At 66.1% G+C, this 21,471-nt stretch carries 23 protein-coding genes; 8 read left to right on the forward strand and 15 right to left on the reverse strand.

The window, feature by feature from the left end:
* Positions 1–73: 73 nt before the first annotated feature.
* Positions 74–1,036, forward strand: coding sequence for an NAD(P)H-quinone oxidoreductase (locus AT700_RS08545; protein WP_004345021.1), 963 nt, complete (start codon positions 74–76; stop codon positions 1,034–1,036).
* A gap of 60 nt (positions 1,037–1,096) precedes the next feature.
* On the opposite strand, the gene AT700_RS08550 is transcribed toward AT700_RS08545, so the two are convergent.
* The 6 genes from AT700_RS08550 to AT700_RS08575 are packed head-to-tail and all read right to left on the reverse strand — an operon-like array spanning position 1,097 to position 6,287.
* Positions 1,097–1,714 carry an HAD family hydrolase gene (locus AT700_RS08550; RefSeq protein WP_134568645.1) on the reverse strand — a complete coding sequence of 206 codons (618 nt, stop codon included), beginning with the start codon at positions 1,712–1,714 and terminating at the stop codon, positions 1,097–1,099.
* Positions 1,715–1,746: 32 nt separating this feature from the next.
* Positions 1,747–2,742: an ABC transporter ATP-binding protein gene (locus tag AT700_RS08555; protein ID WP_003162228.1), complete on the reverse strand. Its 996-nt coding sequence runs from the start codon at positions 2,740–2,742 to the stop codon at positions 1,747–1,749.
* A 2-nt stretch (positions 2,743–2,744) separates the two neighbouring features.
* Entirely contained in the window at positions 2,745–3,542 is a 798-nt protein-coding gene (locus AT700_RS08560; protein ID WP_003091589.1) for an ABC transporter permease, read from the reverse strand.
* Positions 3,529–4,368 carry an ABC transporter permease gene (locus AT700_RS08565; protein WP_003091588.1) on the reverse strand — a complete coding sequence of 280 codons (840 nt, stop codon included), beginning with the start codon at positions 4,366–4,368 and terminating at the stop codon, positions 3,529–3,531. The genes AT700_RS08560 and AT700_RS08565 overlap by 14 nt, the downstream gene beginning before the upstream one ends.
* The gene (locus AT700_RS08570) at positions 4,365–5,174 is read right to left on the reverse strand and encodes an alkaline phosphatase family protein (RefSeq protein ID WP_003114798.1); all 810 of its coding nucleotides are present in this window, start codon (positions 5,172–5,174) and stop codon (positions 4,365–4,367) included. The genes AT700_RS08565 and AT700_RS08570 overlap by 4 nt, the downstream gene beginning before the upstream one ends.
* A gap of 54 nt (positions 5,175–5,228) precedes the next feature.
* Positions 5,229–6,287 carry an ABC transporter substrate-binding protein gene (locus tag AT700_RS08575; protein WP_003091586.1) on the reverse strand — a complete coding sequence of 353 codons (1,059 nt, stop codon included), beginning with the start codon at positions 6,285–6,287 and terminating at the stop codon, positions 5,229–5,231.
* Positions 6,288–6,650: 363 nt separating this feature from the next.
* On the opposite strand from AT700_RS08575, the gene AT700_RS08580 reads away from it, so the two are divergent.
* Together AT700_RS08580 and AT700_RS08585 are read left to right on the forward strand one after the other, a co-directional pair.
* A complete protein-coding gene (locus AT700_RS08580) occupies positions 6,651–7,367 on the forward strand; it encodes a UTRA domain-containing protein (RefSeq protein ID WP_003091585.1) in 717 nt (238 codons plus the stop codon).
* 65 nt (positions 7,368–7,432) lie between these two features.
* Positions 7,433–7,984, forward strand: a complete 552-nt coding sequence (locus AT700_RS08585; RefSeq protein WP_003114799.1) for a GNAT family N-acetyltransferase — start codon at positions 7,433–7,435, stop codon at positions 7,982–7,984.
* A gap of 42 nt (positions 7,985–8,026) precedes the next feature.
* Here the strand turns inward: AT700_RS08585 and AT700_RS08590 are convergent, their stop codons facing one another.
* The 5 genes from AT700_RS08590 to minC form a co-directional block, all read right to left on the reverse strand.
* Positions 8,027–9,316, reverse strand: coding sequence for a M18 family aminopeptidase (locus AT700_RS08590; RefSeq protein ID WP_003119692.1), 1,290 nt, complete (start codon positions 9,314–9,316; stop codon positions 8,027–8,029).
* Positions 9,317–9,484: 168 nt separating this feature from the next.
* On the reverse strand, positions 9,485–10,120 hold the full coding sequence (locus AT700_RS08595; RefSeq protein WP_003114801.1) for an RluA family pseudouridine synthase: 636 nt from the start codon (positions 10,118–10,120) through the stop codon (positions 9,485–9,487).
* Positions 10,121–10,223: 103 nt separating this feature from the next.
* Positions 10,224–10,478: a cell division topological specificity factor MinE gene (minE, locus tag AT700_RS08600; protein WP_003091581.1), complete on the reverse strand. Its 255-nt coding sequence runs from the start codon at positions 10,476–10,478 to the stop codon at positions 10,224–10,226.
* Complete coding sequence (gene minD, locus AT700_RS08605; RefSeq protein ID WP_003091579.1) at positions 10,475–11,290, reverse strand: septum site-determining protein MinD; 816 nt, start codon at positions 11,288–11,290, stop codon at positions 10,475–10,477. Before minD ends, minE begins: the two co-directional genes overlap by 4 nt.
* Positions 11,291–11,351: 61 nt before the next feature.
* Positions 11,352–12,143, reverse strand: a complete 792-nt coding sequence (gene minC / locus AT700_RS08610; RefSeq protein WP_003114802.1) for a septum site-determining protein MinC — start codon at positions 12,141–12,143, stop codon at positions 11,352–11,354.
* A gap of 159 nt (positions 12,144–12,302) precedes the next feature.
* Between minC and AT700_RS08615 the strand changes: the two genes are divergently transcribed.
* Together AT700_RS08615 and AT700_RS08620 are read left to right on the forward strand one after the other, a co-directional pair.
* Positions 12,303–13,241, forward strand: coding sequence for a lipid A biosynthesis lauroyl acyltransferase (locus tag AT700_RS08615; RefSeq protein WP_043089790.1), 939 nt, complete (start codon positions 12,303–12,305; stop codon positions 13,239–13,241).
* A 67-nt stretch (positions 13,242–13,308) separates the two neighbouring features.
* The gene (locus AT700_RS08620) at positions 13,309–14,478 is read left to right on the forward strand and encodes a patatin-like phospholipase family protein (protein WP_003091575.1); all 1,170 of its coding nucleotides are present in this window, start codon (positions 13,309–13,311) and stop codon (positions 14,476–14,478) included.
* Positions 14,479–14,541: 63 nt separating this feature from the next.
* Here AT700_RS08620 and AT700_RS08625 read toward each other — a convergent pair whose 3' ends face one another.
* The 4 genes from AT700_RS08625 to AT700_RS08640 form a co-directional block, all read right to left on the reverse strand.
* Positions 14,542–15,399 (reverse strand): pirin family protein, encoded by an 858-nt coding sequence (locus tag AT700_RS08625; RefSeq protein WP_048520896.1) that lies wholly within the window; start codon positions 15,397–15,399, stop codon positions 14,542–14,544.
* Between the two features lie 140 nt (positions 15,400–15,539).
* Positions 15,540–16,343 carry a VacJ family lipoprotein gene (locus AT700_RS08630; RefSeq protein WP_003114806.1) on the reverse strand — a complete coding sequence of 268 codons (804 nt, stop codon included), beginning with the start codon at positions 16,341–16,343 and terminating at the stop codon, positions 15,540–15,542.
* A 3-nt stretch (positions 16,344–16,346) separates the two neighbouring features.
* Entirely contained in the window at positions 16,347–17,708 is a 1,362-nt protein-coding gene (locus AT700_RS08635) for an alpha/beta fold hydrolase (protein WP_003114807.1), read from the reverse strand.
* A 142-nt stretch (positions 17,709–17,850) separates the two neighbouring features.
* Positions 17,851–18,072 (reverse strand): DUF2061 domain-containing protein, encoded by a 222-nt coding sequence (locus tag AT700_RS08640; RefSeq protein ID WP_003091551.1) that lies wholly within the window; start codon positions 18,070–18,072, stop codon positions 17,851–17,853.
* Positions 18,073–18,365: 293 nt separating this feature from the next.
* Between AT700_RS08640 and AT700_RS08645 the strand changes: the two genes are divergently transcribed.
* The 3 genes from AT700_RS08645 (at position 18,366) to AT700_RS08655 (ending at position 21,404) form a co-directional block, all read left to right on the forward strand.
* Positions 18,366–19,223, forward strand: coding sequence for a glycine betaine ABC transporter substrate-binding protein (locus tag AT700_RS08645; protein ID WP_003452840.1), 858 nt, complete (start codon positions 18,366–18,368; stop codon positions 19,221–19,223).
* 217 nt (positions 19,224–19,440) lie between these two features.
* The gene (locus AT700_RS08650; RefSeq protein WP_003091547.1) at positions 19,441–19,752 is read left to right on the forward strand and encodes a DUF485 domain-containing protein; all 312 of its coding nucleotides are present in this window, start codon (positions 19,441–19,443) and stop codon (positions 19,750–19,752) included.
* A complete protein-coding gene (locus AT700_RS08655; RefSeq protein WP_003091546.1) occupies positions 19,749–21,404 on the forward strand; it encodes a cation acetate symporter in 1,656 nt (551 codons plus the stop codon). The genes AT700_RS08650 and AT700_RS08655 overlap by 4 nt, the downstream gene beginning before the upstream one ends.
* Positions 21,405–21,471: the final 67 nt, after the last annotated feature.

The following is a 21,471-nucleotide window of genomic DNA, read 5'->3' on the forward strand; positions in this document are numbered from 1 at the left end:
GGGTTCCCTTGGCGCAATGCAAAAAGCCCGACTCTGGGTGATCGGGCCGTGACAACCCCACTATGGAGGCAGCGTGAACGCATTGCAAGGTATCGAAGGTCGTGTCGAGTGGTCGGAAATCGCCGCCCCGTCCTGCGGTCAGGGCGAAATCCGCATCCGCGTGGCGGCCGCCGGACTCAACCGCGCCGACCTGTTGCAGAAGGCCGGGCTCTACCCGCCGCCACCCGGCGCCAGCCCGGCGCTGGGGCTCGAGTGTGCGGGTGTGGTCAGCGAGGTGGGCGCGGGCAGCACCTGGCAGGTCGGCGACCGGGTCTGCGCGCTGCTCGCCGGCGGCGGCATGGCCGAGGAAGTGGTGGTGGACGCGCGCCACGTACTGCCGGTCCCGGCAGGGCTGAGCCTGGCGGAGGCGGCGGGGATTCCGGAGGTCTACGCCACGGCCTGGCTGAACCTGTTCCAGTTGGCGGCGTTGCAGCCCGGCGAGAAAGTGCTGCTGCACGCCGGCGCCAGCGGCGTCGGTTCGGCCGGCATCCAATTGTGCAAGGCGTTCGGCAACCCCTGCTGGGTCAGCGTCGGTTCCGCCGAACGCCTGGCCTACTGCGAATCCCTGGGCGCCGCCGGCGGCGTGCTGCGCAAGCAGAGCCTGGAATCGCTGCGCGATTTCGCCCCGTTCGACGTGATCCTCGATCCGGTCGGCGCCCGCTATGCCGGGTTGAACCTGGAGTTGCTGCGGCGCGACGGGCGCTGGGTGATCATCGGCCTGATGGGCGGCCGCGAGGCGCAACTGGACCTGGCTCAACTGCTAGGCAAACGCATCCAGTTGACCGGCTCGACCCTGCGTACCCGTGATGCCGAGTTCAAGGCGCAGTTGATCGCCGAACTGGGGTTGAAGGTCTGGCCATTGTTCTCCGCCGGGAAACTCCGCGCGCAGCTGGAGCGAACCTTCCCGATCGTCGACGCCGAGGCGGCGTTCGAGGCGTTGGCGAGCAACCAGGTGCAGGGCAAGGTCGTGCTGGTGGTGGACCCGTCGCTGGCCTGAAGGGCCGCTTCGGCGAGGCGATGGAAAGCGCGATCCGCTCGCGCTTTCGCAGCGAGCCTGTCAGCGCCAGGCGTTGACCGGCCAGCCCATTTCCTTGGCGTAGGCGAGCAGGGTCGGGTCCGGATTGACCGTGTTCGGATGGCCGACCAGCTTCAGCAGCGGCAGGTCGTTGCGCGAGTCCGAATAGAACCAGGCGTCGGCCAGTTGGCGATCGTCTCCTTCCAGCAGGTCGAGCAGACGCAATACCTTGCCTTCGCGATAGGTGAGGGTGCCGAGGGTGCGGCCGGTGTAGTGTCCGTCGAGCACTTCGAGATCGATGGCGAGGACTTCGTCGACGCCGATCCGCGCCGCGATCGGCTTGACCAGGTGCACCCCGGATGCGGAGACGATCAGCACCCGGTCGTTGGCGCTGCGGTGGCGCGCCAGGCAGGCGCAGGCGTCGCTGTAGATCAGCGGCTCGATGACCTCCTCGACGTAGGCCTCCACTTCCCGCTCGACTTCCTCGACGCTGCGACCGATCAGCGGTTGCAGGGTGTAGTCCATGTACAGGTCCATGGACAGCTTGCCTTCGGCGTACTGCTCCATCAGTTCGGCGTCGCGGCGGACGAAGGATTCGTCGACCCAGCCGAGACTCGCCATGCGCTGGCTCCACAGGCTGGAGCAGTCGCCGTGGATCATGGTCTCGTCCAGGTCGAAGATCACCAGGCTCATCAAGCTACCTCTCGAATACTGTTGCGATCGATGACCAGCGTCAGCTGACTGCCGGCCGGATACAGGCGGTCTGCGCTGCGGTTGAGGACGTCGACGGTGAGCTCCACCCCGGCGGCCTCGACGCGGTAACGGATCACGTTGCCGAGCAGACTGTGCGAGCGTACCAGCGCCGGCACGCCTTCGCTCGGTTCGTTGCCCAGGCGCAGGGATTCCGGGCGGATCGCCACCTGTTGCGCGCAGGGCTGGCCGAGCAGGCGGCTGGCCTGTTCGGCGTCGAGCAGGTTGTAGTTGCCGATGAAGCCGGCGGCGAAGGCGTTTTCCGGCGCGGTGTAGAGGGTCTCCGCGTCGCCGCTCTGGACGATGCGTCCGGCGTTCATCAGGACGATGCGGTCGGACAGGGTCAGCGCTTCCTCCTGGTCATGGGTGACGAACACCGTGGTCAGCCCCAGCTCCTGCTGGATGCGGCGGATCTGTTCGCGCAGGTGCTTGCGGATGCGCGCGTCGAGGGCCGACAGCGGCTCGTCGAGCAGCAGCAGGCGCGGGCGCGTCACCAGCGAGCGGGCCAGCGCCACGCGCTGGCACTGGCCGCCGGAGAGTTGGTGCGGGTAGCGTGCGGCGTACTCGCCCAGTTCCACCAGTTCGATGGCTTCGGCGACCCGCTGCTTCAGTTCCGTCGCAGGCACCTTCTGCATGCGCAGGCCGAAGGCGACGTTCTGTTGCACGGTCATGTTGGGGAACAGCGCGTAGCTCTGGAACACCATGGCGATCCCGCGCTTCTGCGGCGGCAAAGGCACCACATCCTCGCCGTCGATGAGGATGCGCCCGCTGTCGACCTCGGTCAGCCCGGCGATGCAGCGCAGCAGGGTGGACTTGCCGCAGCCGCTGGGGCCGAGCAGGGTGACGAACTCGCCGCGGGCGGCGGCGAAGTCGATATCGCGGAAGATGCTGGTGGCACCGTAGCTCTTGTCGAGCTGTTCGACGCTGACGAACGACATGATCAGGCCTTGTCCTTGTTCAGTCGGTTGGCCGCCCAGGTCAGGACCAGGACGAACACGAAGTAGGAGACCACCACTGCGCTGGTGTAGTGGCCGCTGCTGTTGCGCATGTTGTTGAGGAACACCTGCAGGGTCTCGTAGCGGGTACCGACCAGCAGGTTGGCGAAGACGAATTCGCCGATGAGGAAGGAGAACGACAGCAGCAGGGCCACCATCACGCCCTTGCGCAGGTTCGGCAGCACGACCAGCAGCGCCGCCTTCCAGGTGCTGGCGCCGAGCAGGTGGGCGGCGTCCATCAGGTCGCGCAGGTTGATCGCCTGCAGGTTGTTGGTGATCGCCCGGTACATGAACGGCAGGGCGATGGTGAAGTAGCAGCCGACCAGCACCCAGGGCGTGCCGATCATTTCCAGCGGCCCGCTGGCATAGAGTTGCAGCAGGCCCACCGAGGAGACGATCGGCGGCACCGCGAAGGGCAGCAGGATGAGCACGTTCATTACGCCGTCCAGGCGCGGGAAGTGGTAGTGGATGACGAACATCAGCGGCAGGATCAGCAACACGCTGAACGCCAGGGCGCCGAAGCAGACCAGCAGCGAGCGGGCGAAGGCCAGCAGGAAGCGCTGGTCGCTCCACAGCGTCAGGTACCACTTCAGGGTCAGGCCGTCCGGCAGCAGGGTCGCCGACCACTGGGTGGCCAGCGAGTAGAGCAGGGTCGCCGCCAGCGGCAGGACCAGGATCAGGAACAGCGCGCAGACCACCAGGCGATGGTAGAGCGCGGCAGGACGTCGATCAGCGCGCGACATGGTAGCTCCTGCGCAGCAGCCATTGGTGGACCAGGGTGATCAGGGTCATCAGGCCGACCAGCACCATGGCCAGGGCGCTGGCCATGTTCGGGTCGGGGAACACGTCGCCGGCGACCAGCGCGCCGATGCGGATCGGGATCACGTTGAAGTTGCCGGTGGTCAGCGAGTACACCGTGGCGTAGGCGCCGAGGGCGTTGGCCAGGAGGATGACGAAGGTGCCCAGCAGCGCCGGGGTCAGCACCGGGATGCCGATGTGTCGCCAGTACTGCCAGCCGTTGGCGCCGAGCAGCGCGGCGGACTCGCGCCAGTCCTCGCGCAGGGCGTCGAAGGCCGGGTAGAGCAGCATCACCCCGAGGGGGATCTGGAAATAGGTGTAGAGGATTATCAGGCCGGTCTTCGAGTAGAGATTGAAGTCGTCGATCCAGCCGGCCTGCTTGAGCAACAGGGTCAGCGCGCCGTTGAAGCCGAGCAGGATGATGAAGGCGAACGCCAGCGGTACCCCGGCGAAGTTGCTGGTCATGTTGGAGAAGGCCATGACGAAGTCGCGCAGGCGGCTGTCGACGTGGCGCAGCGAATGGCTGCCGAGCACCGCGATGAGCAGGCCGAGCAGGCTCGACCAGCCGGCGATCTCCAGGCTGTGGCGGATCGCCTGGCGGTAGAAGGGCGAGCCGAACAGCTCGAGGTAGTTGGCCAGGCTCCAGGCGTCGCTGGCCTTCAGGCTGTTCAGCGCGACCCAGGCCAGCGGCGCTATCTGGAAAATCACGAAGAACGCCGCGAAGGGCAGCAGGAACAGCAGCGCCAGCCATTTGCCGGAGAGTCGTTTCATGGGGCGAGCAGCTCCCGGCAGACGGGTTTGTCGTGGGCGGCGCCGAGGATTTCGCAGAGCGTGCCGCAGAGGTCGGTCTGCAGCGGTTGCGCCAGGTCGTCGCGGCTGAAGGCGTCGCCGAAGACGAACAGCGGCACCTCGCGCTCCTCCTCGAGGATGCCGCCGTGGCTGCGGTCCTCGTTCATTCCGTGATCGGCGGTGATCGCCACCTGGTAGCCGGCCGCCAGCCACTGGTGCAGGTATTCCGACAGCAGTGCGTCGGCGCGCCGCGCGGCGTTGCGGTAGGCGGGGCTGGCGAGGCCGTGCCTGTGCCCGGCGTCGTCGATGTTCATCGAGTGGACCAGCATGAAGTTCGGTGCGTGCCGGCGGCGCAGGCTTTCCGCGTCGGCGAACAGGTGCGAGTCCGGATAGTGGTCGCTCCAGTAGAAGTGTCCGCGCTGGATCGGCAGTGCGCTGTCGTCGGTGTGGCGGTCGCGGGCCGGGTCGAACGGCGCGCGGTTGTACAGTTCGCTGACCCAGTGGTAGGCCGCTGCCGCGGTACTCAGGCCGGCCGCGCGGGCGTAGTGGAACAGGCTCTGTTCCTGGCTCAGGCGGACCACGTCGTTGTGCAGGATGCCGCTATCGATCGGCGGCACTCCGGTGAGGATGCATTCGTAGAGCGGCCGGGACAGCGAAGGCAACTCGCATTCCAGGCGGTACGACTGGCCGCGGCCGGCGCCGCAGAGGGCCTGGAGATGCCCCATGCAGTCGCGGGCGACGCTGTGGTTGAGGCCGTCCAGCAGGACGAGGATGACGTCGTGGCGCATTCGGGGTATCCGTCGATGCGGGGCGGCCGCCGGGGAGGGCGGCCGCGCTCCGCGTCACTGCATGTTGATGATCACCGCTTCCTGCCACTGCCGCGGCAGGCGCTTGGAGGTTTCCTCCCAGGCCTTGGCGTCCTTGATCGGCTGGGCCTTGGCGTACTGCTCGTTGGGTAGCAGTTGGGCCTTCACGTCGTCCGGCAGGGTCAGGCTCTCGGCGCGGATCGGTCGCGCGTTGCCCTTGGCCAGGTTGATCTGTCCGGCGTCGCTGAAGATGTACTCGCGGGCGAGCTTGGCGGCGTTCGGGTGCTTGGCGTACTTGTTGATGATGGTGGTGTAGCCGGAGATCACCGAGCCGTCCGAGGGGATCAGCACCTCGAAGCGCTCCGGGTCGATCTGCTGGCGGTAGCTGAGGCCGTTGAAGTCCCAGACGATGCCGACTTCGACCTCGCCCTTTTCCAGGGTGGCGATCACCGGGTTGGTCAGCGACAGGCGGCCCTGCTTGGCGATCTTGCCGAAGAACTCCAGGCCCGGCTTGATGTTCTTCTCGTCGCCGCCGTTGGCGATGGCCGCGGCGAGCACCCCATTGACCGCCTGGGCGGCAGCGCTGACGTCGCCGATGGTGACCTTGTACTTGCCCTGCAGCAGGTCGGCCCAGCTGTGCGGTACGTCCTTCACCAGTTGTTTGTTGACGATGAAGGCGATGGTCCCGGTGTAGGCGAGTGCCCAGTGGCCGTCCTGGTCCTTGGCCCAGGCCGGGATCTGTTCCCAGGTGCTCGGCTTGTACGGCTGGCTGACGCCCTGCTGCACGGCGATGGGGCCGAAGGCGGCGCCGACGTCGCCGATGTCGGCGCTGGCGTTGTCCTTCTCGGCCTTGAACTTGGCCAGCTCCTGGGCCGAACTCATGTCGGTATCCATGTGCTTGAGCCCATACTTGCTCTCAAGGTCCTTCCAGGTGTCCTTCCAGTTCGCCCAGCTGTCGGGCATGCCGACGCTGTTGACCTGGCCTTCCTTGCGCGCGGCCTGTTCCAGCGCCTGCAGGTCCGCTTCGGCGGCCAACGCCAGGCCGCTGCCGAGGGCGATGGCGGTTCCCAGCAATGAAGCAAGCATGCGTTTCATTCGGTGCTCCTTCGTTCGAGAGGTTCGGTCGGGCAGCCTCGGGAGTTCTCGACGCTCCTTCGGGCGGGACTGCCGCGGGTGTGGTCTAGATCAGCAAGACCCAGGCCAATCTAGAGCCGCTGGATGACGGTTTCATGTCAGCTAGCCGCGCCTGGCATCGCCGCGGCTTGCATCCGCAGAAGCGTAGACCATGCTTAAGCCCTCGATTCCATGGGCGCCGGGCGCCTCCGGGAAGACCGTTGTCTTGTAGCTGTCACGTCCCGGTCATCTGGGTTTCCTAGCATCGGACGAGCCGGAGGCACAGGGCGGGCCGGCGGAAATGCCCCTTGTTGGGGCTGGACTAGACCAATAAGGAAGCTGTCGATGCGTGACGAAGCGCTACCCACCGTAACGGCGATCTGCCGGGCGCTCAGCGAGCAGATCGGCCATGGTCTGCTGCCGGCGGGTGGCAAGCTGCCGGCCGAGCGCAAGCTCAGCGAGCTGTTCGCGACGACCCGGATCACCCTGCGCGAGGCGCTGATCCAACTGGAGTCGCAGGGCCTGATCTACCGCGAGGAGCGCCGCGGCTGGTTCGTCTCCCCCGAGCGGCTGGCCTACAACCCGCTGGTCCGCAGTCACTTCCATGCGATGGTCAGCGAACAGGGCCGGGTGCCGGCGACCGAGGTTCTGTCGGCCCGGCAGATGCCGGCGAGCGCGGCGGTCTGCGAGCTGCTGGAGCTGCCGGCGCTGTCCAGCGTCTACCAGATCCGCCGGGCGCGGCGGGTGGACGGGCGGCTGGTGCTGTATGTCGAGCACTACCTGAACGCGCAGTACTTCCCCGGGATCCTCGGCCACGACCTGACCCGCTCGCTGACCGAACTCTATGCCAGCGAGTACGGCATCCACTATGGGCGGGTGCGTTTCGACATGGTGCCCACCGCACTGCATGCCGAGGCTGCGGCGCCGCTGAAGGTGGCGGTGGGCAGCCCGGCCCTGCGCATCAGCCGGATCAACCGCGACCAGCGTGGTCGGCTGATCGACTGCGACCTGGAGTTCTGGCGCCACGACGCCATCCATATCAGCGTCGAGGTACCGCAGTAACGCCACGCGTCGACGACCTGCGGCACCTTCTGCGAGGATGGGGCTCCGGGAAAAGGAGCCCTCGCATGTTCATACTGCCGATTTCGTCCGACCTGCACCTGGAGCTGCTCGACCAGCCGCGCGCGGAGGAACTGTTCCGCCTGGTACGTGCCAACAGCGAGCACCTGGCGCCCTGGATGCCGTGGGTGCCGCTGACGCAGAGCGTGGACGATACCCGCCGTTTCATTGGCGAAGGCCAGCGGTTGTGGGCGGAGCGCAGGAGCTGCCGCTGCGGGATCGTAGAATCCGGATGCCTGGTCGGCGTCATCGACCTGCACGACTTCACCGAGGACAGTCGCAGCGCCAGCATCGGCTACTGGCTGGCGGCGTCCGCGCAAGGGCGCGGGCTGCTGGCCAGGGCGTTGGGGAAGACGATCGAGCTGGGTTTCCTTGGCTACGACCGGCAGCGCCTGGTGATCCGCTGTTCCACCGAGAACCTGCGCAGCCAGCGCGCCGCCGAGCGCCAGGGCTTCCGGCGCGACGGAGTGATCCGGGCCAACGAGATCATCGCCGGGCGTGCCCACGACCATGCGATCTACACGCTGTTGCGCAGCGAATGGCACGCTGCGCACGCCTGAGTGGCCCCGGGCGAATGCCCGGGGCGTGAGCGCGCCTGGCGCTCAGGGCAGCTCGCTGCTGGCGTAGAAGGCGCCGAGCACCTTGACCAGGTGCGCCAGGTCATGGCTACCGGCCAGCTCGCGAATCGAGTGCATGGCGAAGGTCGGCAGGCCTATGTCGACGGTGCGCACGCCGACCTGGCTGGCGGTGATCGGGCCGATGGTCGAGCCGCATCCCATGTCGCTGCGGGTCACGAAGCTCTGCACCGGCACTTCGCTGTCCTGGCAGAGGTGGCGGAAGAAGCCGGCGGTTTCGCTGTTGGTGGCATAGCGCTGGTTGCTGTTGATCTTGATCACCGGACCGCCGTTCAGCGCCGGGCCATGGTTGGCGTCGTGCTTGTCGGCGTAGTTCGGGTGTACGCCATGGGCGTTGTCGGCCGAGACCAGCAGCGAGCGCTGGATCGCCCGGCTGAAGGCGTCGCCTTCCGGCAGCAGGCGGCGCAGTACCTGTTCGAGGAACGGACCGTCGGCGCCGCAATGCGAACAGGAACCGACTTCCTCGTGGTCGGTGCAGACCAGGATGCAGTTCTCGTCGCCTTCGGCGTTGAGCAGGGCTTCCAGGCCGGCGTGGCAGGACAGCAGGTTGTCCAGGCGCGCCCCGGCGATGAACTCGTCGTTGAGACCTACCACCGCGGCGGACTGGGTGTCGTAGAACGACAGCTCGTAGTCCAGTACCACGTCGGCGGTGATGCCGTGCTCGCGCAGCAGCTGTTCGTCGAGCAGCAGGCGGAAGTCGGCGGCCTCGCCCGGCGCCAGTTGGGCGATGATCGGCGGCAGTTCGTTCTGCGCGTTGATCGGCCAACCCTCGTTGGCGGCGCGGTTGAGATGGATGGCCAGGTTGGGGATTACCGCGATGGCCTTGCGGAAGTCGACCAGGCGGCTTTCCAGCTTGCCATTGGCGCGGAAGGTGACGCGCCCGGCCAGCGACAGGTCGCGGTCGAACCAGGGGGCGAAGAGGGCGCCGCCATAGACTTCGACGCCGAGCTGGAGGAAGCCGTTGCGAGCGATCTCCGGGTTCGGCTTGACCCGCAGGCAGGGGCTGTCGGTGTGCGCGCCGACCAGGCGGAAGCCGCTTTCCAGGGGCGAGCGACGGCCCAGGCGGATGGCGATCAGCGACGAGTCGTTACGGGTCACGTAGTAGCGGCCGCCGGTTTCGGTGTGCCAGGCGTCGCGCTCGTCGAGGCGGCGGTAGCCGGCGGCTTCCAGGCGGCGGGCGAGGCTGGCGGTGGCATGGAAAGGCGTGGGCGAGGCCTTGAGGAAATCGATCAGGCCCTGGTTGAGTTCTGCGCGCATAGTGGCTCCGGACGGCAATCCATGCAGTCTATCGTATTGTCCGACGGGGTTCAGGTCGTTGGCGGCGGGGCCGGCCAGAAAAAGCGGAAGCTGGTCGTTGTATGGCAAGACGGGGTACCGGAAATCGGCGGGCGGCGTCCCGGCGGGCCGGGACGCGGCGGGGAAGGCTCAGAACGGCGCCGGCGACTCGAAGCGCAGGCGTTCGCCGCTCTGCGGATGGGTCAGGCACAGCAGGCTGGCGTGCAGGCACAGGCGTTCGTGGGCGGCGAGGGCTTCGGGGTTGGCGTAGAGGCGGTCGCCGAGCAGCGGATGGCCGATGGAGAGCATGTGCACGCGCAACTGGTGCGAACGGCCGGTGATCGGCGTCAGCTCGACCCTGCTCCAGCGTTCATGACGCTCGATCACACGCCAGAAGGTCAGGGCGTGGCGGCCGTGCTCGAAGTCCACCACGTGACGCGGCTTGGTCGGCGGGTCGTAGCGCAGCGGCAGCTCGATGCGCCCGCTGTCCAGTTCCGGCAGGCCCCAGCAAAGGGCGGTATAGGCTTTCTCGGTCTCGCGGTCGTGGAACTGGCGGGACAGCTCGCGGTGGCTGTCGGCGTCGCGGGCGAGCACCATCAGGCCGGAGGTTTCCCAGTCCAGGCGGTGGACGATGCGGGCCTCGGGATAGCCGTTTTCCTGCAGGCGGGTGACCAGGCAGTCCTTGTTGTCATCGGCGCGGCCGGGCACCGACAGCAGCAGGGTGGGCTTGTCGACCACCAGCAGGGCGTCATCCTGGTGAACGATTCGGATCTGGGACAGCGGCATAGCGAACGGGCTCATCGCCGGGAGGCGGCAGGGAGCCTGGCGGGCAGGCTCGGTGAAACGACTGCGGCGGCCAATGGCCGCCGCAGTATGGACCCTGGGCGAATCAACGATCCGGCAGGGTGATGTTGAGTTCCAGGATCGAGCAGTTGCCCTGGTTCTCCAGTTCCACCTGGATCTGCTCCTGGTCGATCGGTACGTACTTGCGGATCACTTCCAGCAGGTCTTTCTGCAACTGGGGCAGATAATCCGGCTGTGCGCGCTGGCCACGTTCGTGGGCAACGATGATCTGCAGTCGTTCTTTCGCGATGGAAGCGCTGTTCTGCGATTTCCGACTGCGAAAGAAGTCTAAAAGGCTCATTCACGTCCTCCGAACAGTCTTTGCAGGAATCCTTTCTTCTGCACATCGAGGAATCGATGCGGTATTTCCTTGCCGAGCAGGCGGTCGACCGCATCGCTGTACGCCTGGCCGGCGTCGCTCTGCTCGTCGAGGATCACCGGCACGCCCTGGTTCGACGCCTTGAGCACGGCCTGGGATTCCGGGATCACCCCGAGCAGGCGGATGGCGAGGATCTCCTCGACATCGTCGACGCCGAGCATCTCGCCCTTGGTGACGCGCTCCGGGTTGTAGCGGGTCAGCAGCAGGTGTTCCTTGATCGGCTCCTCGCCTTTCTCGGCGCGCTGCGACTTGCTTGCCAGCAGGCCGAGCATGCGGTCGGAGTCGCGTACCGAGGAAACCTCGGGGTTGGTCACGACGATCGCTTCGTCGGCGAAGTACATGGCCAGGTGGGCGCCTTTCTCGATGCCCGCCGGGGAGTCGCAGATGATGTATTCGAAATCCTTGCGCAGTTCGGCCATGACTTTCTCGACGCCTTCCTTGGTCAGGGCGTCCTTGTCGCGGGTCTGGCTGGCGGCCAGGACATGCAGGTTTTCGAGGCGCTTGTCCTTGATCAGGGCCTGGGTGAGGGTGGCCTCGCCGTTGACGACGTTGACGAAGTCGTACACCACGCGGCGTTCGCAGCCCATGATAAGGTCGAGGTTACGCAGGCCGACGTCGAAGTCGACGATGACGGTCTTGAAACCGCGCAAGGCCAGGCCGGTGCCGATAGCTGCGCTGGTGGTGGTTTTACCGACGCCACCCTTACCGGAAGTGACTACGAGAATTTTGGCCAAGGTGATTCACCCCAATGAAAAACGTAAGAATTCTGGTCCCTGAAAGTGGCGGCAGTATCCGTTAAAGGCGGGTGATGTTCAACACGTCACCCGACAGGCTGACGTGCACTGCCTTGCCCCACTGCGGGCTGCGTCGCAGGTCCTCCGCGACCTTGTAGTTACCGGCGATGGAGACCAGTTCGGCGGCCAGCTGCTGGCAGAAGATTCGCGCCGTGGCGTCGCCTTTCACGCCGGCCAGTGCGCGTCCGCGCATCGGGCCGTACACATGGATGTTTCCGTCGGCGAGAAGTTCCGCGCCGGGACTGACCGCGGCCAGCACGATCAGGTCGCCGCCGGCGGCGTAGATCTGCATGCCGCCGCGCACCGGGGTCTTCACCACCTTGGTCGGGCGGCTGACGGGCTCGGCGGGCTTCTCTTCCGCCTTGGCCGGCTCGGGCCTGGCTTCACCGGCGCTCGGGCTGGGCTCTTCGGCAGGCTTGCGCGGGGCGCTGTCCTTGATGTCCAGCGGTCGTTCGCGGGCGCCCGAGGGCGGCAGCACCGGCAGGTCCAGGGCCTGGGCGGCGGCGATGTCCTCCTCGCGCCCGGCGCGTATCGCCAGGGTGCGCAGGCCGTGGCGGCGACAGACCTCGAGGAGCGCCGGCAGGTCGAGGCGGCCTTCGCCTTCGGGCAGCTTGTCGAGGGCCATGACCAGGGGGGTGTCGCGGAAGAAGTTGGGCGCTTGCGCCACTTTGTCGGCGAGTTGCCGTTCGAGCCTCGCCAGGTCGTTGTGCGCCAGTTCGAGGATGGTCACCGCGAGCATGCTGCCCTTGAGCTGGAATACGGGGTCTTGATCGAGGAGGTCGGCTTGGCTCATGGGGCTTGTCGGTCGTTGAATTGCAGGGACTTATAACGAGAACGCCGGATGCCCGCAAGCGTGGCAGATAGCCGGGGCGGCGTCGATCGGCAACGCGGCGTCCCGCCGGGACGGCGGGCAGGGTAGAATGGCGGGCTTTGATCGTCGTCGGAACCGTCCATGGATCGCCCCCGTTTCTCCAGCGCTTTCCTCCATCCCCGCTACTGGCCGCTCTGGTTCGGCCTGGGACTGCTCTGGCTGGTGGTGCAGTTGCCGTATCCCGTCCTGCTGATGCTCGGCCGTGGCCTGGGGGCGCTGATGTACCGCTTGGTCGGCTCGCGCCGCGAGATTGCCGCGCGCAACCTCGAACTGTGCTTTCCGGAAAAGTCGCCCGCCGAACGCGAGCGTCTGCTGAAGGAGAACTTCGCCTCCAGCGGCATCGCCTTCTTCGAGATGGCCATGAGCTGGTGGTGGCCGAAGGCGCGCCTGGCCCGTCTTGCCCATATAGAAGGCCTGGAGCATCTGCGCGAGGCCCAGGCGCAGGGCGAGGGGGTGATCCTCATGGCCCTGCATTTCACCACCCTGGAGATCGGCGCGGCGCTGCTCGGCCAGGTGCACACCATCGACGGCATGTACCGTGAGCACGACAATCCGGTGTTCGACTATGTCCAGCGCCGTGGCCGCGAGCGGCACAACCTCGATGCCACCGCCATCGAGCGCGAGGACGTGCGCTCGATGCTCAAGGTGCTGCGTGGCGGCCGCGCCATCTGGTACGCACCGGACCAGGACTACGGCGCCAAGCAGAGCCTGTTCGTGCCGCTGTTCGGCATCCCGGCGGCCACCGTCACCGCCACCACCAAGTTCGCCCGCCTGGGCCGGGCGCGGGTGTTGCCGTTCACCCAGAGCCGCCTGACCGATGGCAGCGGTTATCGCCTGACCATCCACCCGCCGCTGGAGGACTTCCCCGGCGAGAGCGAGGAAGCCGATTGCCTGCGGATCAACCAGTGGGTCGAGCGCTGCGTGCGCCAGCAGCCCGAGCAGTACCTGTGGGCGCACCGGCGTTTCAAGACCCGCCCGCCAGGCGAAGCCAAGCTCTATCCGAAACGGCGCAAGCGCTGAGGACGGGCATTCCGGACGCGCGCGGGGTCTGGCTATACTCGCCGCAGTTCATGACGGAAGCCCCGCTGTGTCCGATCCCCTTGCCCCACGTCCGCCGCTCACCGGCCTGATCCTTTCCGGGGGCGGCGCCCGCGCGGCCTACCAGGTCGGGGTCCTGGCCGCCATCGCCGACCTGCTGCCGGACAGTGCCGGTAATCCTTTCCCGGTCATCGTCGGTACTTCCGCCGGCGCCATCAACGCCGTTGGCCTGGCTTGCGGCGCCCTGCAATTCCGCCAGGCGATCCAGCGCCTGACCGCGGTCTGGCAGGGATTCCGCACCGAACATGTCTATCGCAGCGACTGGCCGGGCGTGACCCGCCAGGCCTCGCGCTTCCTCGGCCATAGCCTGCTCGGCCTGGGGCGGCGGGTGCCGGTGGCGTTGCTGGACAACCGGCCGTTGCATGAGCTGCTGGCACGTGAGCTGGATTTTTCCGGGATTCATGCGGCGGTGCGCCAGCGCCAGTTGCGCGCGGTGGCGGTGACCGCGTTCGGCTACGAGTCGGGGCAGGCGGTGACCTTCTACCAGGGGCGCGCGACCATCGATCCCTGGGTACGCCATCGGCGCCTGGGCATTCCCACCCGCCTGGAGCTTCGGCACCTGCTGGCCAGCGCGGCGATCCCGCTGCTGTTCCCGCCGGTGCGGATCAACCGCGAATACTTCGGCGACGGCGCGGTGCGTTCCCAGGCGCCCATCAGCCCGGCGTTGCACCTGGGCGCCACGCGGGTGCTGGTGATCGGCGTCAGCGGCAACCCGGCCACCGGTGGCGACAGTGCCATGACCGGCCTGCCGCCGTCCGACCGACCGCCGAGCCTGGCGCAGATCGGCGCCCACCTGTTGAACAGCACCTTCATCGACAGCCTGGAAGGCGACATCGAGCAGTTGCAGCGGATGAACCAGATCGGCCAGTTGGTGGCGCCGGAGGTGCGCCGCCAGGCGGGTGGGCTGGAGCCGGTGGAGGTATTGCTGGTGTCGCCGAGCCGGCCGCTGGACGAGATCGCCGCGCGGCACTACCGGGAGCTGTCGCGGGTGCTGCGGCTTTTCCTGCGCGGTCCCGGAGCGACCCGCGCCAGCGGGGCGGGGGTATTGAGCTACCTGTTGTTCGAGCGCGGCTATTGCAGCGAACTGATCGAACTGGGCTACCACGATGCGATGGGCAAGCGGGCGGAACTGGAGCGCTTCCTGCGGATCGAGCGGTAAACCTTATTCAGGACGGGACAGGCGGAAGGAAAAAACCGCCCCGAAGGGCGGCTCGCGCACGGCTCAGACGGCCAGGACACCGTCGCGATAGTCGCGTAGCGCCTGCTCGATTTCCTCGCGGCTGTTCATCACGAACGGACCGTACTGGACGATCGGCTCGCGCAACGGCTTGCCGGCGAGCACCAGTACCCGGGCGCCGGCTTCGCTGCGCAGGCTCAGTTCCCCTTCTTCGGACAGCCGAGCCAGGCGATTGGTGGCGATTTCCACCGGGCGTTCGCCTTCCACCGTCAGGCTGCCTTCGTAGACGTACAGCAGAACGCGATGGCCGTCCGGCAGGCGCGGGGCGATGCGGCCGCCGGCAGGCAGTTGCAGGTCGTAGTAGTGCGGCTCGGTGTCCGGCCTTTCCACGGCGCCGATCTGCTGCGCCTGGCCGTCGTCGAAGCGACCGGCGATCACCGTGACCTTCACGCCTCCGGCGGTTTCCAGGCGCGGCACGTCTTCCGGCTCGATATCGTGATAGCCGGCCGGGGCCAGCTTGTTCTTCGCCGGCAGGTTGACCCACAGCTGGAAGCCACGCATCGCGCCTTCCACCTGTTCCGGCATCTCGCTGTGGATGATGCCGTGGGCGGCGGTCATCCACTGTACGCCGCCGGGCTTGAGCAGGCCGCGATTGCCGAGGTGGTCTTCGTGGCGCATACGCCCTTCGAGCATGTAGGTCACGGTCTCGAAGCCGCGGTGCGGGTGCGAAGGGAAACCGGCGACATAGTCATCCGGGTTCTGGGTATCGAACTGGTCGAGCATCAGGAACGGGTCGAAGCGTTCCGGGGAAGGGCCGCCGATCACGCGGGTCAGGCGGACGCCGGCGCCATCGGAGGCGGGGTGGCCGGTATGCAGTTCGAGGACATCACGGTAGCGGGTCATGGGAACCTCCTGGTTCGTGTATGGCTCGATGATAGTCCTCTGTGCTCGATATATGGATGCGAGTTTTGTGTGATTCCTATCGAGTTATTGGATTGTTTTGAGAAAAAGAAACCGCCGCACCAGGGCGGCGGTTCTTCGTCTCACTCGGCGATCTGCAGCTTGCGCGCCTCGGTATAGATGTAGCGCAGTTTCTCGTACTCGAACGGCGAATTCATCTGGCCGTAGCGGAAGCTGGTGTTGTAGCGCTTGTCCACCACGCGCAGGGCGGTGATCTCCGGGTGGTCGCCGCTGGCCTGGGGAACGTTGAGGTAGTTCACCTGGTATTCGCCGACGTAGTCCACCACCAGTCCGCCGGTGTCGCGCAGGTTGGACGGGCCGAGGATCGGCAGCACCAGGTAGGGGCCGCTGCCCACGCCGTAGAAGCCGAGGGTCTGGCCGAAATCCTCGCTGCGCTTGTGCAGGCCCATCCTGGTCGCAGGGTCCCACAGGCCGAGCACACCGAAGGTGGTGTTGAACAGCAGCCGCGCGGTGGTTTCCATCGCCGCCTTGCCCTTCAATTGGGCGAGGTTGTTCAGCAGATTGGGCACGTCGCCGAGGTTGTCGAAGAAATTGCTCACGCCGCTGCGGACGAAGTGCGGGGTGACGTATTCGTAGCCTCGTACCACGGGCAGGAACACCCACTCGTCGAAGCGATAGTTGAAGTGGTAGACCCGGCGGTTCCAGGATTCCCAGGGATCGTACATGTTCAGTGCGTCGAGGGTGGCGCGCTCGAATTCGCGTTGATCCAGGCCGGGATTGAACTTGAGTTGGTCCAGTGGACGGCTGAAACCGTCGCCGTCGAGCTGGCGTGGCGGCAGTTCGGCCGGCGCGGCGGCCTCGTCGGCCTGGGCGCTGGCGGCAGCGCTCAGCAGAAGGGCGAACATCCAGTGTGCGGTTCGGCTCATCGATCAGTTTCCTGCCTGCTGGGTGAGGGCCGCGCTGGCGACCTGGGTCTGTCCGGCAGCGGGCGTGGCGAAGAAGTCCAGCATGTCCTGCGCGTTGACCTTGTAGTTGAGGTTGCCGCAGTGACCGCCATAGGGATAGACGGTCAGGCGTTCGCCGAAGGTTCGGCGGAGGAAGCCGAGGTCGCCCGGGCCGAGGATGACGTCGTCGGCGTTGTGCATCACGGCGATCTTCGGGCTGTCGTGCAGATAGTCCTGCAGCTTGTAGAGGCTGACCTGGTTGACCAGTTGGGTCAGGCTGCCGCCGTCGTAACGGGCTCGCCACATCGGGATCAGTTGCTCGGTCATGTAGCACTCGAAGTCGCACTGTAGCGCGCGCTTGAAGAAGGGCTCCAGGCTGGTGCCTTCGTTGATCGGGTAGTTCGGCGGGGTGATCAGGCCGCGACGGTTGACCAGGTCCGAGGTGAAGGCGATGTCGGCGGCGGAGAAGCGGAACGAGGTGCCGATCAGCATGGCCATTTCTTCGTTGCTCAGGCGTTGCTTCGACTGCTGGAAGTCGTAGAGCATGGCGTCGTTGATGTCGACGTAGCCTTTCTGCCGGAAGTAGCGGGTCAGCTTGCTCAGCACCACCTCGTAGAAGGTGCGCGAGTCAGTGATGCCCTTGACCTGGGTTTCCACCAGTTTGTCGAGGTTGCTCACCGAGGTGTAGAGGTTCACCGGTGGGTTGAGCAGCAGCACTTTCTTGAAGTTGAAGCTCCGGCGGCTTTCGTCGAGGTGGCTGACGAACGCGGCGTTCAGCGCCCCCAGGCTATAGCCGGTGAGGTAATAGTCGGTCACCGGCAGGTCGCGCTGCTGCGCGCGCACCGCCTGCATCACCCGGTACAGGTCATCGGCGTCGTCGCTGGAAAAGCCCGGTGTGGCGAAGCGCGAGGCGCTGGCCATGAAGTCCCAACTGGTCGGCGAGGACAACTGCACCACGTGGTAGCCGGCCTGGTAGAAGAGCTTCTTCAGGTATTCCGGGAAGCTGCTGGCGTAGTGGGCGCCAGTCCCGGCAATGATGAAGATCAGCGGCGCCGCATGATCCTGGCGGGCCAGGCGGTAGCGCAGCTTCTTCACCGGCCAGAAGTTGTCCGGCAGGGCGAACTCGCGCTCCGGGCGCAATTTCAGGCTGTAGTCCTTCTGGTCGATGTCCTCGCTGTGCGGAAGCTCGGGACGCAGTTCCGGCGGCGTGGTGGCGATGGTCGCCTCGAACGGGTTGGTCAGTGGATAGCCGTAGCTCGCGGCGTCCACGTCCCGGGCCTGCGCCAGATTGGCACAACCGAGGGCGAGGCCGCCGAGCAGGGCAGCGAAACGGAGGAAGTGGGGCATCGGGGGAATCCCTTCGAGGGAAAAGTACTGAGTGAATATACTGCCGCTATGACAACTGCAAGCCTCAGTAGTGCAGTGGGTTATTGCAGCCAGCGTTCCAATCGGTCTTTCCCGCCTCTTGCCGTGCCTCGCGAATATCCCTTCAGGCGTGGCGGTGCAGCCAGCCATGGGCGCTGGCCGGGCGCGGCGCGCCGTCTTTCTCGAAGCGTTTCCAGATCTTCTCGTGGAAGTAGAAACCGACCGAGTTGCACAGCGGCTCGACCGCCGCCACCAGCCCGCCGACCGCTATGCTGCCGGTCAGCGCATAGGCCACGCTGAAGGCGATGATGAAGTGCATGACGGTGAAGGTCAGGGTCTTGAGCATGGCTGCTCTCCTTTGATCGAGAATCATTCCTCTTTGGCGAAAGCCTATCCAGGCGCTCGGCCAAGCGGAAATCGGCCTGTCCAATCGAGTGCATAGAGCGCTTCGATCGCACTGTCTCGGAGCACATCCGCAGCGTGCCGCAGCGCAGTTCGAGGCATGTCGTTATCGGGTGCGATGGGTGTCGTTCTCAGAGCAGTCCGCCGTCCGGGCGCGCCGATGATGGACGGCGGCACCGCAGAGTGCCGCGACCGCCGGGGAGCGTCCCCGTCGGCATAGAACAAGGGGTACGTCTGATGCGAATGATGCGACGACTGTTGTGCTGGAGTGCGGGCCTGGCAATGTCGGCGGCTGTGGGGATGGCGGCCGCGGCGGACAAGCCGGTGATCACCATCGGTTACGTGGACGGCTGGTCGGACAGCGTGGCGACCACCCATGTGGCCGCCGAGGTGATCCGCGAGAAGCTCGGCTACGAGGTGAAGCTGATGCCGGTGGCGGCGGGGATCATGTGGCAGGGCGTGGCGCGCGGCAAGCTCGATGCCATGCTCTCGGCCTGGCTGCCGGGCACCCACGGCGCCTACTACGAGAAGATGAAGGATAAGGTGGTCAACCTTGCCATCAACTACCCGGATGCACGCATCGGCCTGATCGTCCCCGAATACGTGAGCGCCAACAGCATCGCCGACCTCCAGGCGCAGAAGGACGCTTTCGGCGGGCGCGTGGTGGGCATCGATGCCGGCGCCGGGGTGATGATCAAGACCGACGAGGCGATCAAGCAATATGGCCTCGACTACAAGCTGGTGGCCAGTTCCGGCAGCGGCATGATCGCCGAGCTGACCCGTGCCGAGAACGAGAAGAAGCCGGTGGTGGTGACCGGCTGGATTCCGCACTGGATGTTCGCCAAGTGGAAGCTGAAGTTCCTCGACGATCCGAAGAAGGTCTATGGCGATACCGAGCATGTCGACACCGTCGCCAACCCGGCGCTGGAGGCCAAGGCCAAGCCGGTCTGGGAGTTCCTGAAGAAGTTCGGCTGGAGGGATGGCAACGAGGTCGGCCAGGTGATGCTGGCGATCCAGGAGGGCGCCAAACCCGAGGATGCGGCGAAGCAGTGGGTGGCGGCCAACCCGGGACGGGTCAAGGACTGGGTGCAGTAGCACGGCTGGTTCGATCGGGGAACGCCGTGCCCGGGCAACCGGGCACGGCGTTTTTCCTTGCCGAAGGCTGGCTCCGGAATCTGCCGGAAGGCCCGGGAATACCGGTCTAGAGCGGCTGGCGAAACGCTACGACTAAAGTCGTCTGGAGCGCTTGCACCAGCGTCCTACAGTGGATATCGACGACATTCCGCGTCACCCCGCTGTGAGGATAAAAACAATGAACGACAGCATCTACCAGCGGATTGATACCAATCCGCGCTTCAAGGAGTTGGTGGCCAAGCGAGAGCGTTTCGCCTGGATACTTTCTTCGATCATGCTTGGCCTCTACGTGATATTCATCCTGCTGATCGCTTTCCAGCCGCAGCTGCTGGGCGCGCGTATCAGTCCCGATTCGTCCGTGACCTGGGGCATCCCGATGGGTGTCGGACTGATCCTTGCCGCGTTCATCCTGACCGGCCTGTACGTGCGTCGCGCCAACGGCGAGTTCGACAGCCTGAACCAGGAAATCCTCAAGGAGGCGCAGCAATGATCGCTCGTCTCCTTGCCGCGCTCGGCCTTGCGGCCTTCGCTCCGGCCCTCTGGGCCGACGCGCTGACCGGCGACGTGCAGCGCCAGCCGCTGAACGTCTCGGCCATCGTCATGTTCGTCGCCTTCGTCGGCGCGACCCTCTGCATCACCTACTGGGCATCCAAGCGCAACCGCTCGGCGGCCGACTACTATGCCGCAGGCGGCCGCATCACCGGCTTCCAGAATGGCCTGGCGATCGCCGGCGACTACATGTCGGCGGCATCCTTCCTGGGTATTTCGGCGCTGGTCTTCACTTCCGGCTACGACGGCCTGATCTACTCGATCGGCTTCCTGGTCGGCTGGCCGATCATCCTCTTCCTCATCGCCGAGCGCCTGCGCAACCTGGGCAAGTACACCTTCGCCGACGTCGCCTCCTACCGCCTCAAGCAGAAGCAGATCCGCACCCTGTCGGCCTGCGGCTCGCTGGTGGTGGTGGCGTTCTACCTGATCGCGCAGATGGTCGGCGCCGGCAAGCTGATCGAGCTGCTGTTCGGCCTCAACTACCATGTCGCGGTGGTCCTGGTGGGCATCCTGATGGTGCTCTACGTGCTGTTCGGCGGCATGCTGGCGACCACCTGGGTGCAGATCATCAAGGCCGTGCTGTTGCTTTCCGGCGCCTCGTTCATGGCGATCATGGTGCTCAAGCACGTCAACTTCGACGTCAGCACGCTGTTCTCCGAAGCCATCAAGGTGCATCCGAAGGGCGAGGCGATCATGAGTCCGGGCGGCCTGGTCAAGGATCCGATCTCGGCATTCTCCCTGGGCTTCGCGCTGATGTTCGGCACCGCCGGGCTGCCGCACATCCTGATGCGCTTCTTCACCGTCAGCGACGCCAAGGAAGCGCGCAAGAGCGTGTTCTACGCCACCGGTTTCATCGGCTACTTCTACATCCTGACCTTCATCATCGGTTTCGGCGCGATCCTGCTGGTCAGCACCAACCCGGACTTCAAGGACGCCACCGGCGCGCTGATCGGCGGCAACAACATGGCGGCGGTGCACCTGGCCGACGCGGTGGGCGGCAGCCTGTTCCTCGGCTTCATCTCGGCGGTGGCCTTCGCCACCATCCTCGCGGTGGTCGCCGGGCTGACCCTGGCCGGGGCCTCGGCCGTCTCCCATGACCTGTACGCCAGCGTGTTCAAGGGCGGCAAGGCCAACGAGAAGGACGAGCTGCGGGTCTCGAAGATGACCACCGTGGCCCTGGGCGTGGTCGCCATCGTGCTCGGCATCCTCTTCGAGAAGCAGAACATCGCCTTCATGGTCGGCCTGGCCTTCTCCATCGCCGCCAGCTGCAACTTCCCGGTGCTGCTGCTCTCCATGTACTGGAAGAAGCTGACCACCCGCGGCGCCATGATCGGCGGCTGGATGGGCCTGATCACCGCGGTGGGCCTGATGGTCCTCGGCCCGACCATCTGGGTGCAGATCCTCGGCCACGAGAAAGCCATCTACCCGTACGAGTACCCGGCGCTGTTCTCGATGATCGTCGCCTTCGTCGGTATCTGGTTCTTCTCCATCACCGACAAGTCGGCGGCGGCCGACGAGGAGCGGGCGCGCTTCTTCCCGCAGTTCATCCGTTCCCAGACCGGCCTGGGCGCCTCTGGCGCGGTGGCCCACTAAGCGCTACGTGAAGACGTAGCCCGAGGCGGCGGCCGGATTTCCGGTCCGCCGCCTTTCGTTTCAGCGT

Source organism: Pseudomonas aeruginosa (genome assembly GCF_001457615.1).
Classification (GTDB): Bacteria; Pseudomonadota; Gammaproteobacteria; order Pseudomonadales; family Pseudomonadaceae; genus Pseudomonas; species Pseudomonas aeruginosa.

What these genes read in the sequence shown, in the direction of transcription:
- AT700_RS08585 (WP_003114799.1), top strand. Translation starts at nt 7,433, where the DNA reads ATGTTCATACTGCCGATTTCGTCCGACCTGCACCTGGAGCTGCTCGAC.
- AT700_RS08645 (WP_003452840.1), top strand. Translation starts at nt 18,366, where the DNA reads ATGCGAATGATGCGACGACTGTTGTGCTGGAGTGCGGGCCTGGCAATG.
- AT700_RS08580 (WP_003091585.1), top strand. Translation starts at nt 6,651, where the DNA reads ATGCGTGACGAAGCGCTACCCACCGTAACGGCGATCTGCCGGGCGCTC.
- AT700_RS08565 (WP_003091588.1), bottom strand. Translation starts at nt 4,368, where the DNA reads ATGAAACGACTCTCCGGCAAATGGCTGGCGCTGCTGTTCCTGCTGCCC.
- AT700_RS08630 (WP_003114806.1), bottom strand. Translation starts at nt 16,343, where the DNA reads ATGAGCCGAACCGCACACTGGATGTTCGCCCTTCTGCTGAGCGCTGCC.
- AT700_RS08575 (WP_003091586.1), bottom strand. Translation starts at nt 6,287, where the DNA reads ATGAAACGCATGCTTGCTTCATTGCTGGGAACCGCCATCGCCCTCGGC.
- minE (WP_003091581.1), bottom strand. Translation starts at nt 10,478, where the DNA reads ATGAGCCTTTTAGACTTCTTTCGCAGTCGGAAATCGCAGAACAGCGCT.
- AT700_RS08635 (WP_003114807.1), bottom strand. Translation starts at nt 17,708, where the DNA reads ATGCCCCACTTCCTCCGTTTCGCTGCCCTGCTCGGCGGCCTCGCCCTC.
- AT700_RS08640 (WP_003091551.1), bottom strand. Translation starts at nt 18,072, where the DNA reads ATGCTCAAGACCCTGACCTTCACCGTCATGCACTTCATCATCGCCTTC.
- AT700_RS08655 (WP_003091546.1), top strand. Translation starts at nt 19,749, where the DNA reads ATGATCGCTCGTCTCCTTGCCGCGCTCGGCCTTGCGGCCTTCGCTCCG.
- AT700_RS08625 (WP_048520896.1), bottom strand. Translation starts at nt 15,399, where the DNA reads ATGACCCGCTACCGTGATGTCCTCGAACTGCATACCGGCCACCCCGCC.
- AT700_RS08650 (WP_003091547.1), top strand. Translation starts at nt 19,441, where the DNA reads ATGAACGACAGCATCTACCAGCGGATTGATACCAATCCGCGCTTCAAG.
- AT700_RS08615 (WP_043089790.1), top strand. Translation starts at nt 12,303, where the DNA reads ATGGATCGCCCCCGTTTCTCCAGCGCTTTCCTCCATCCCCGCTACTGG.
- minC (WP_003114802.1), bottom strand. Translation starts at nt 12,143, where the DNA reads ATGAGCCAAGCCGACCTCCTCGATCAAGACCCCGTATTCCAGCTCAAG.
- AT700_RS08590 (WP_003119692.1), bottom strand. Translation starts at nt 9,316, where the DNA reads ATGCGCGCAGAACTCAACCAGGGCCTGATCGATTTCCTCAAGGCCTCG.
- AT700_RS08595 (WP_003114801.1), bottom strand. Translation starts at nt 10,120, where the DNA reads ATGCCGCTGTCCCAGATCCGAATCGTTCACCAGGATGACGCCCTGCTG.
- AT700_RS08555 (WP_003162228.1), bottom strand. Translation starts at nt 2,742, where the DNA reads ATGTCGTTCGTCAGCGTCGAACAGCTCGACAAGAGCTACGGTGCCACC.
- AT700_RS08570 (WP_003114798.1), bottom strand. Translation starts at nt 5,174, where the DNA reads ATGCGCCACGACGTCATCCTCGTCCTGCTGGACGGCCTCAACCACAGC.
- AT700_RS08550 (WP_134568645.1), bottom strand. Translation starts at nt 1,714, where the DNA reads ATGATCCACGGCGACTGCTCCAGCCTGTGGAGCCAGCGCATGGCGAGT.
- AT700_RS08560 (WP_003091589.1), bottom strand. Translation starts at nt 3,542, where the DNA reads ATGTCGCGCGCTGATCGACGTCCTGCCGCGCTCTACCATCGCCTGGTG.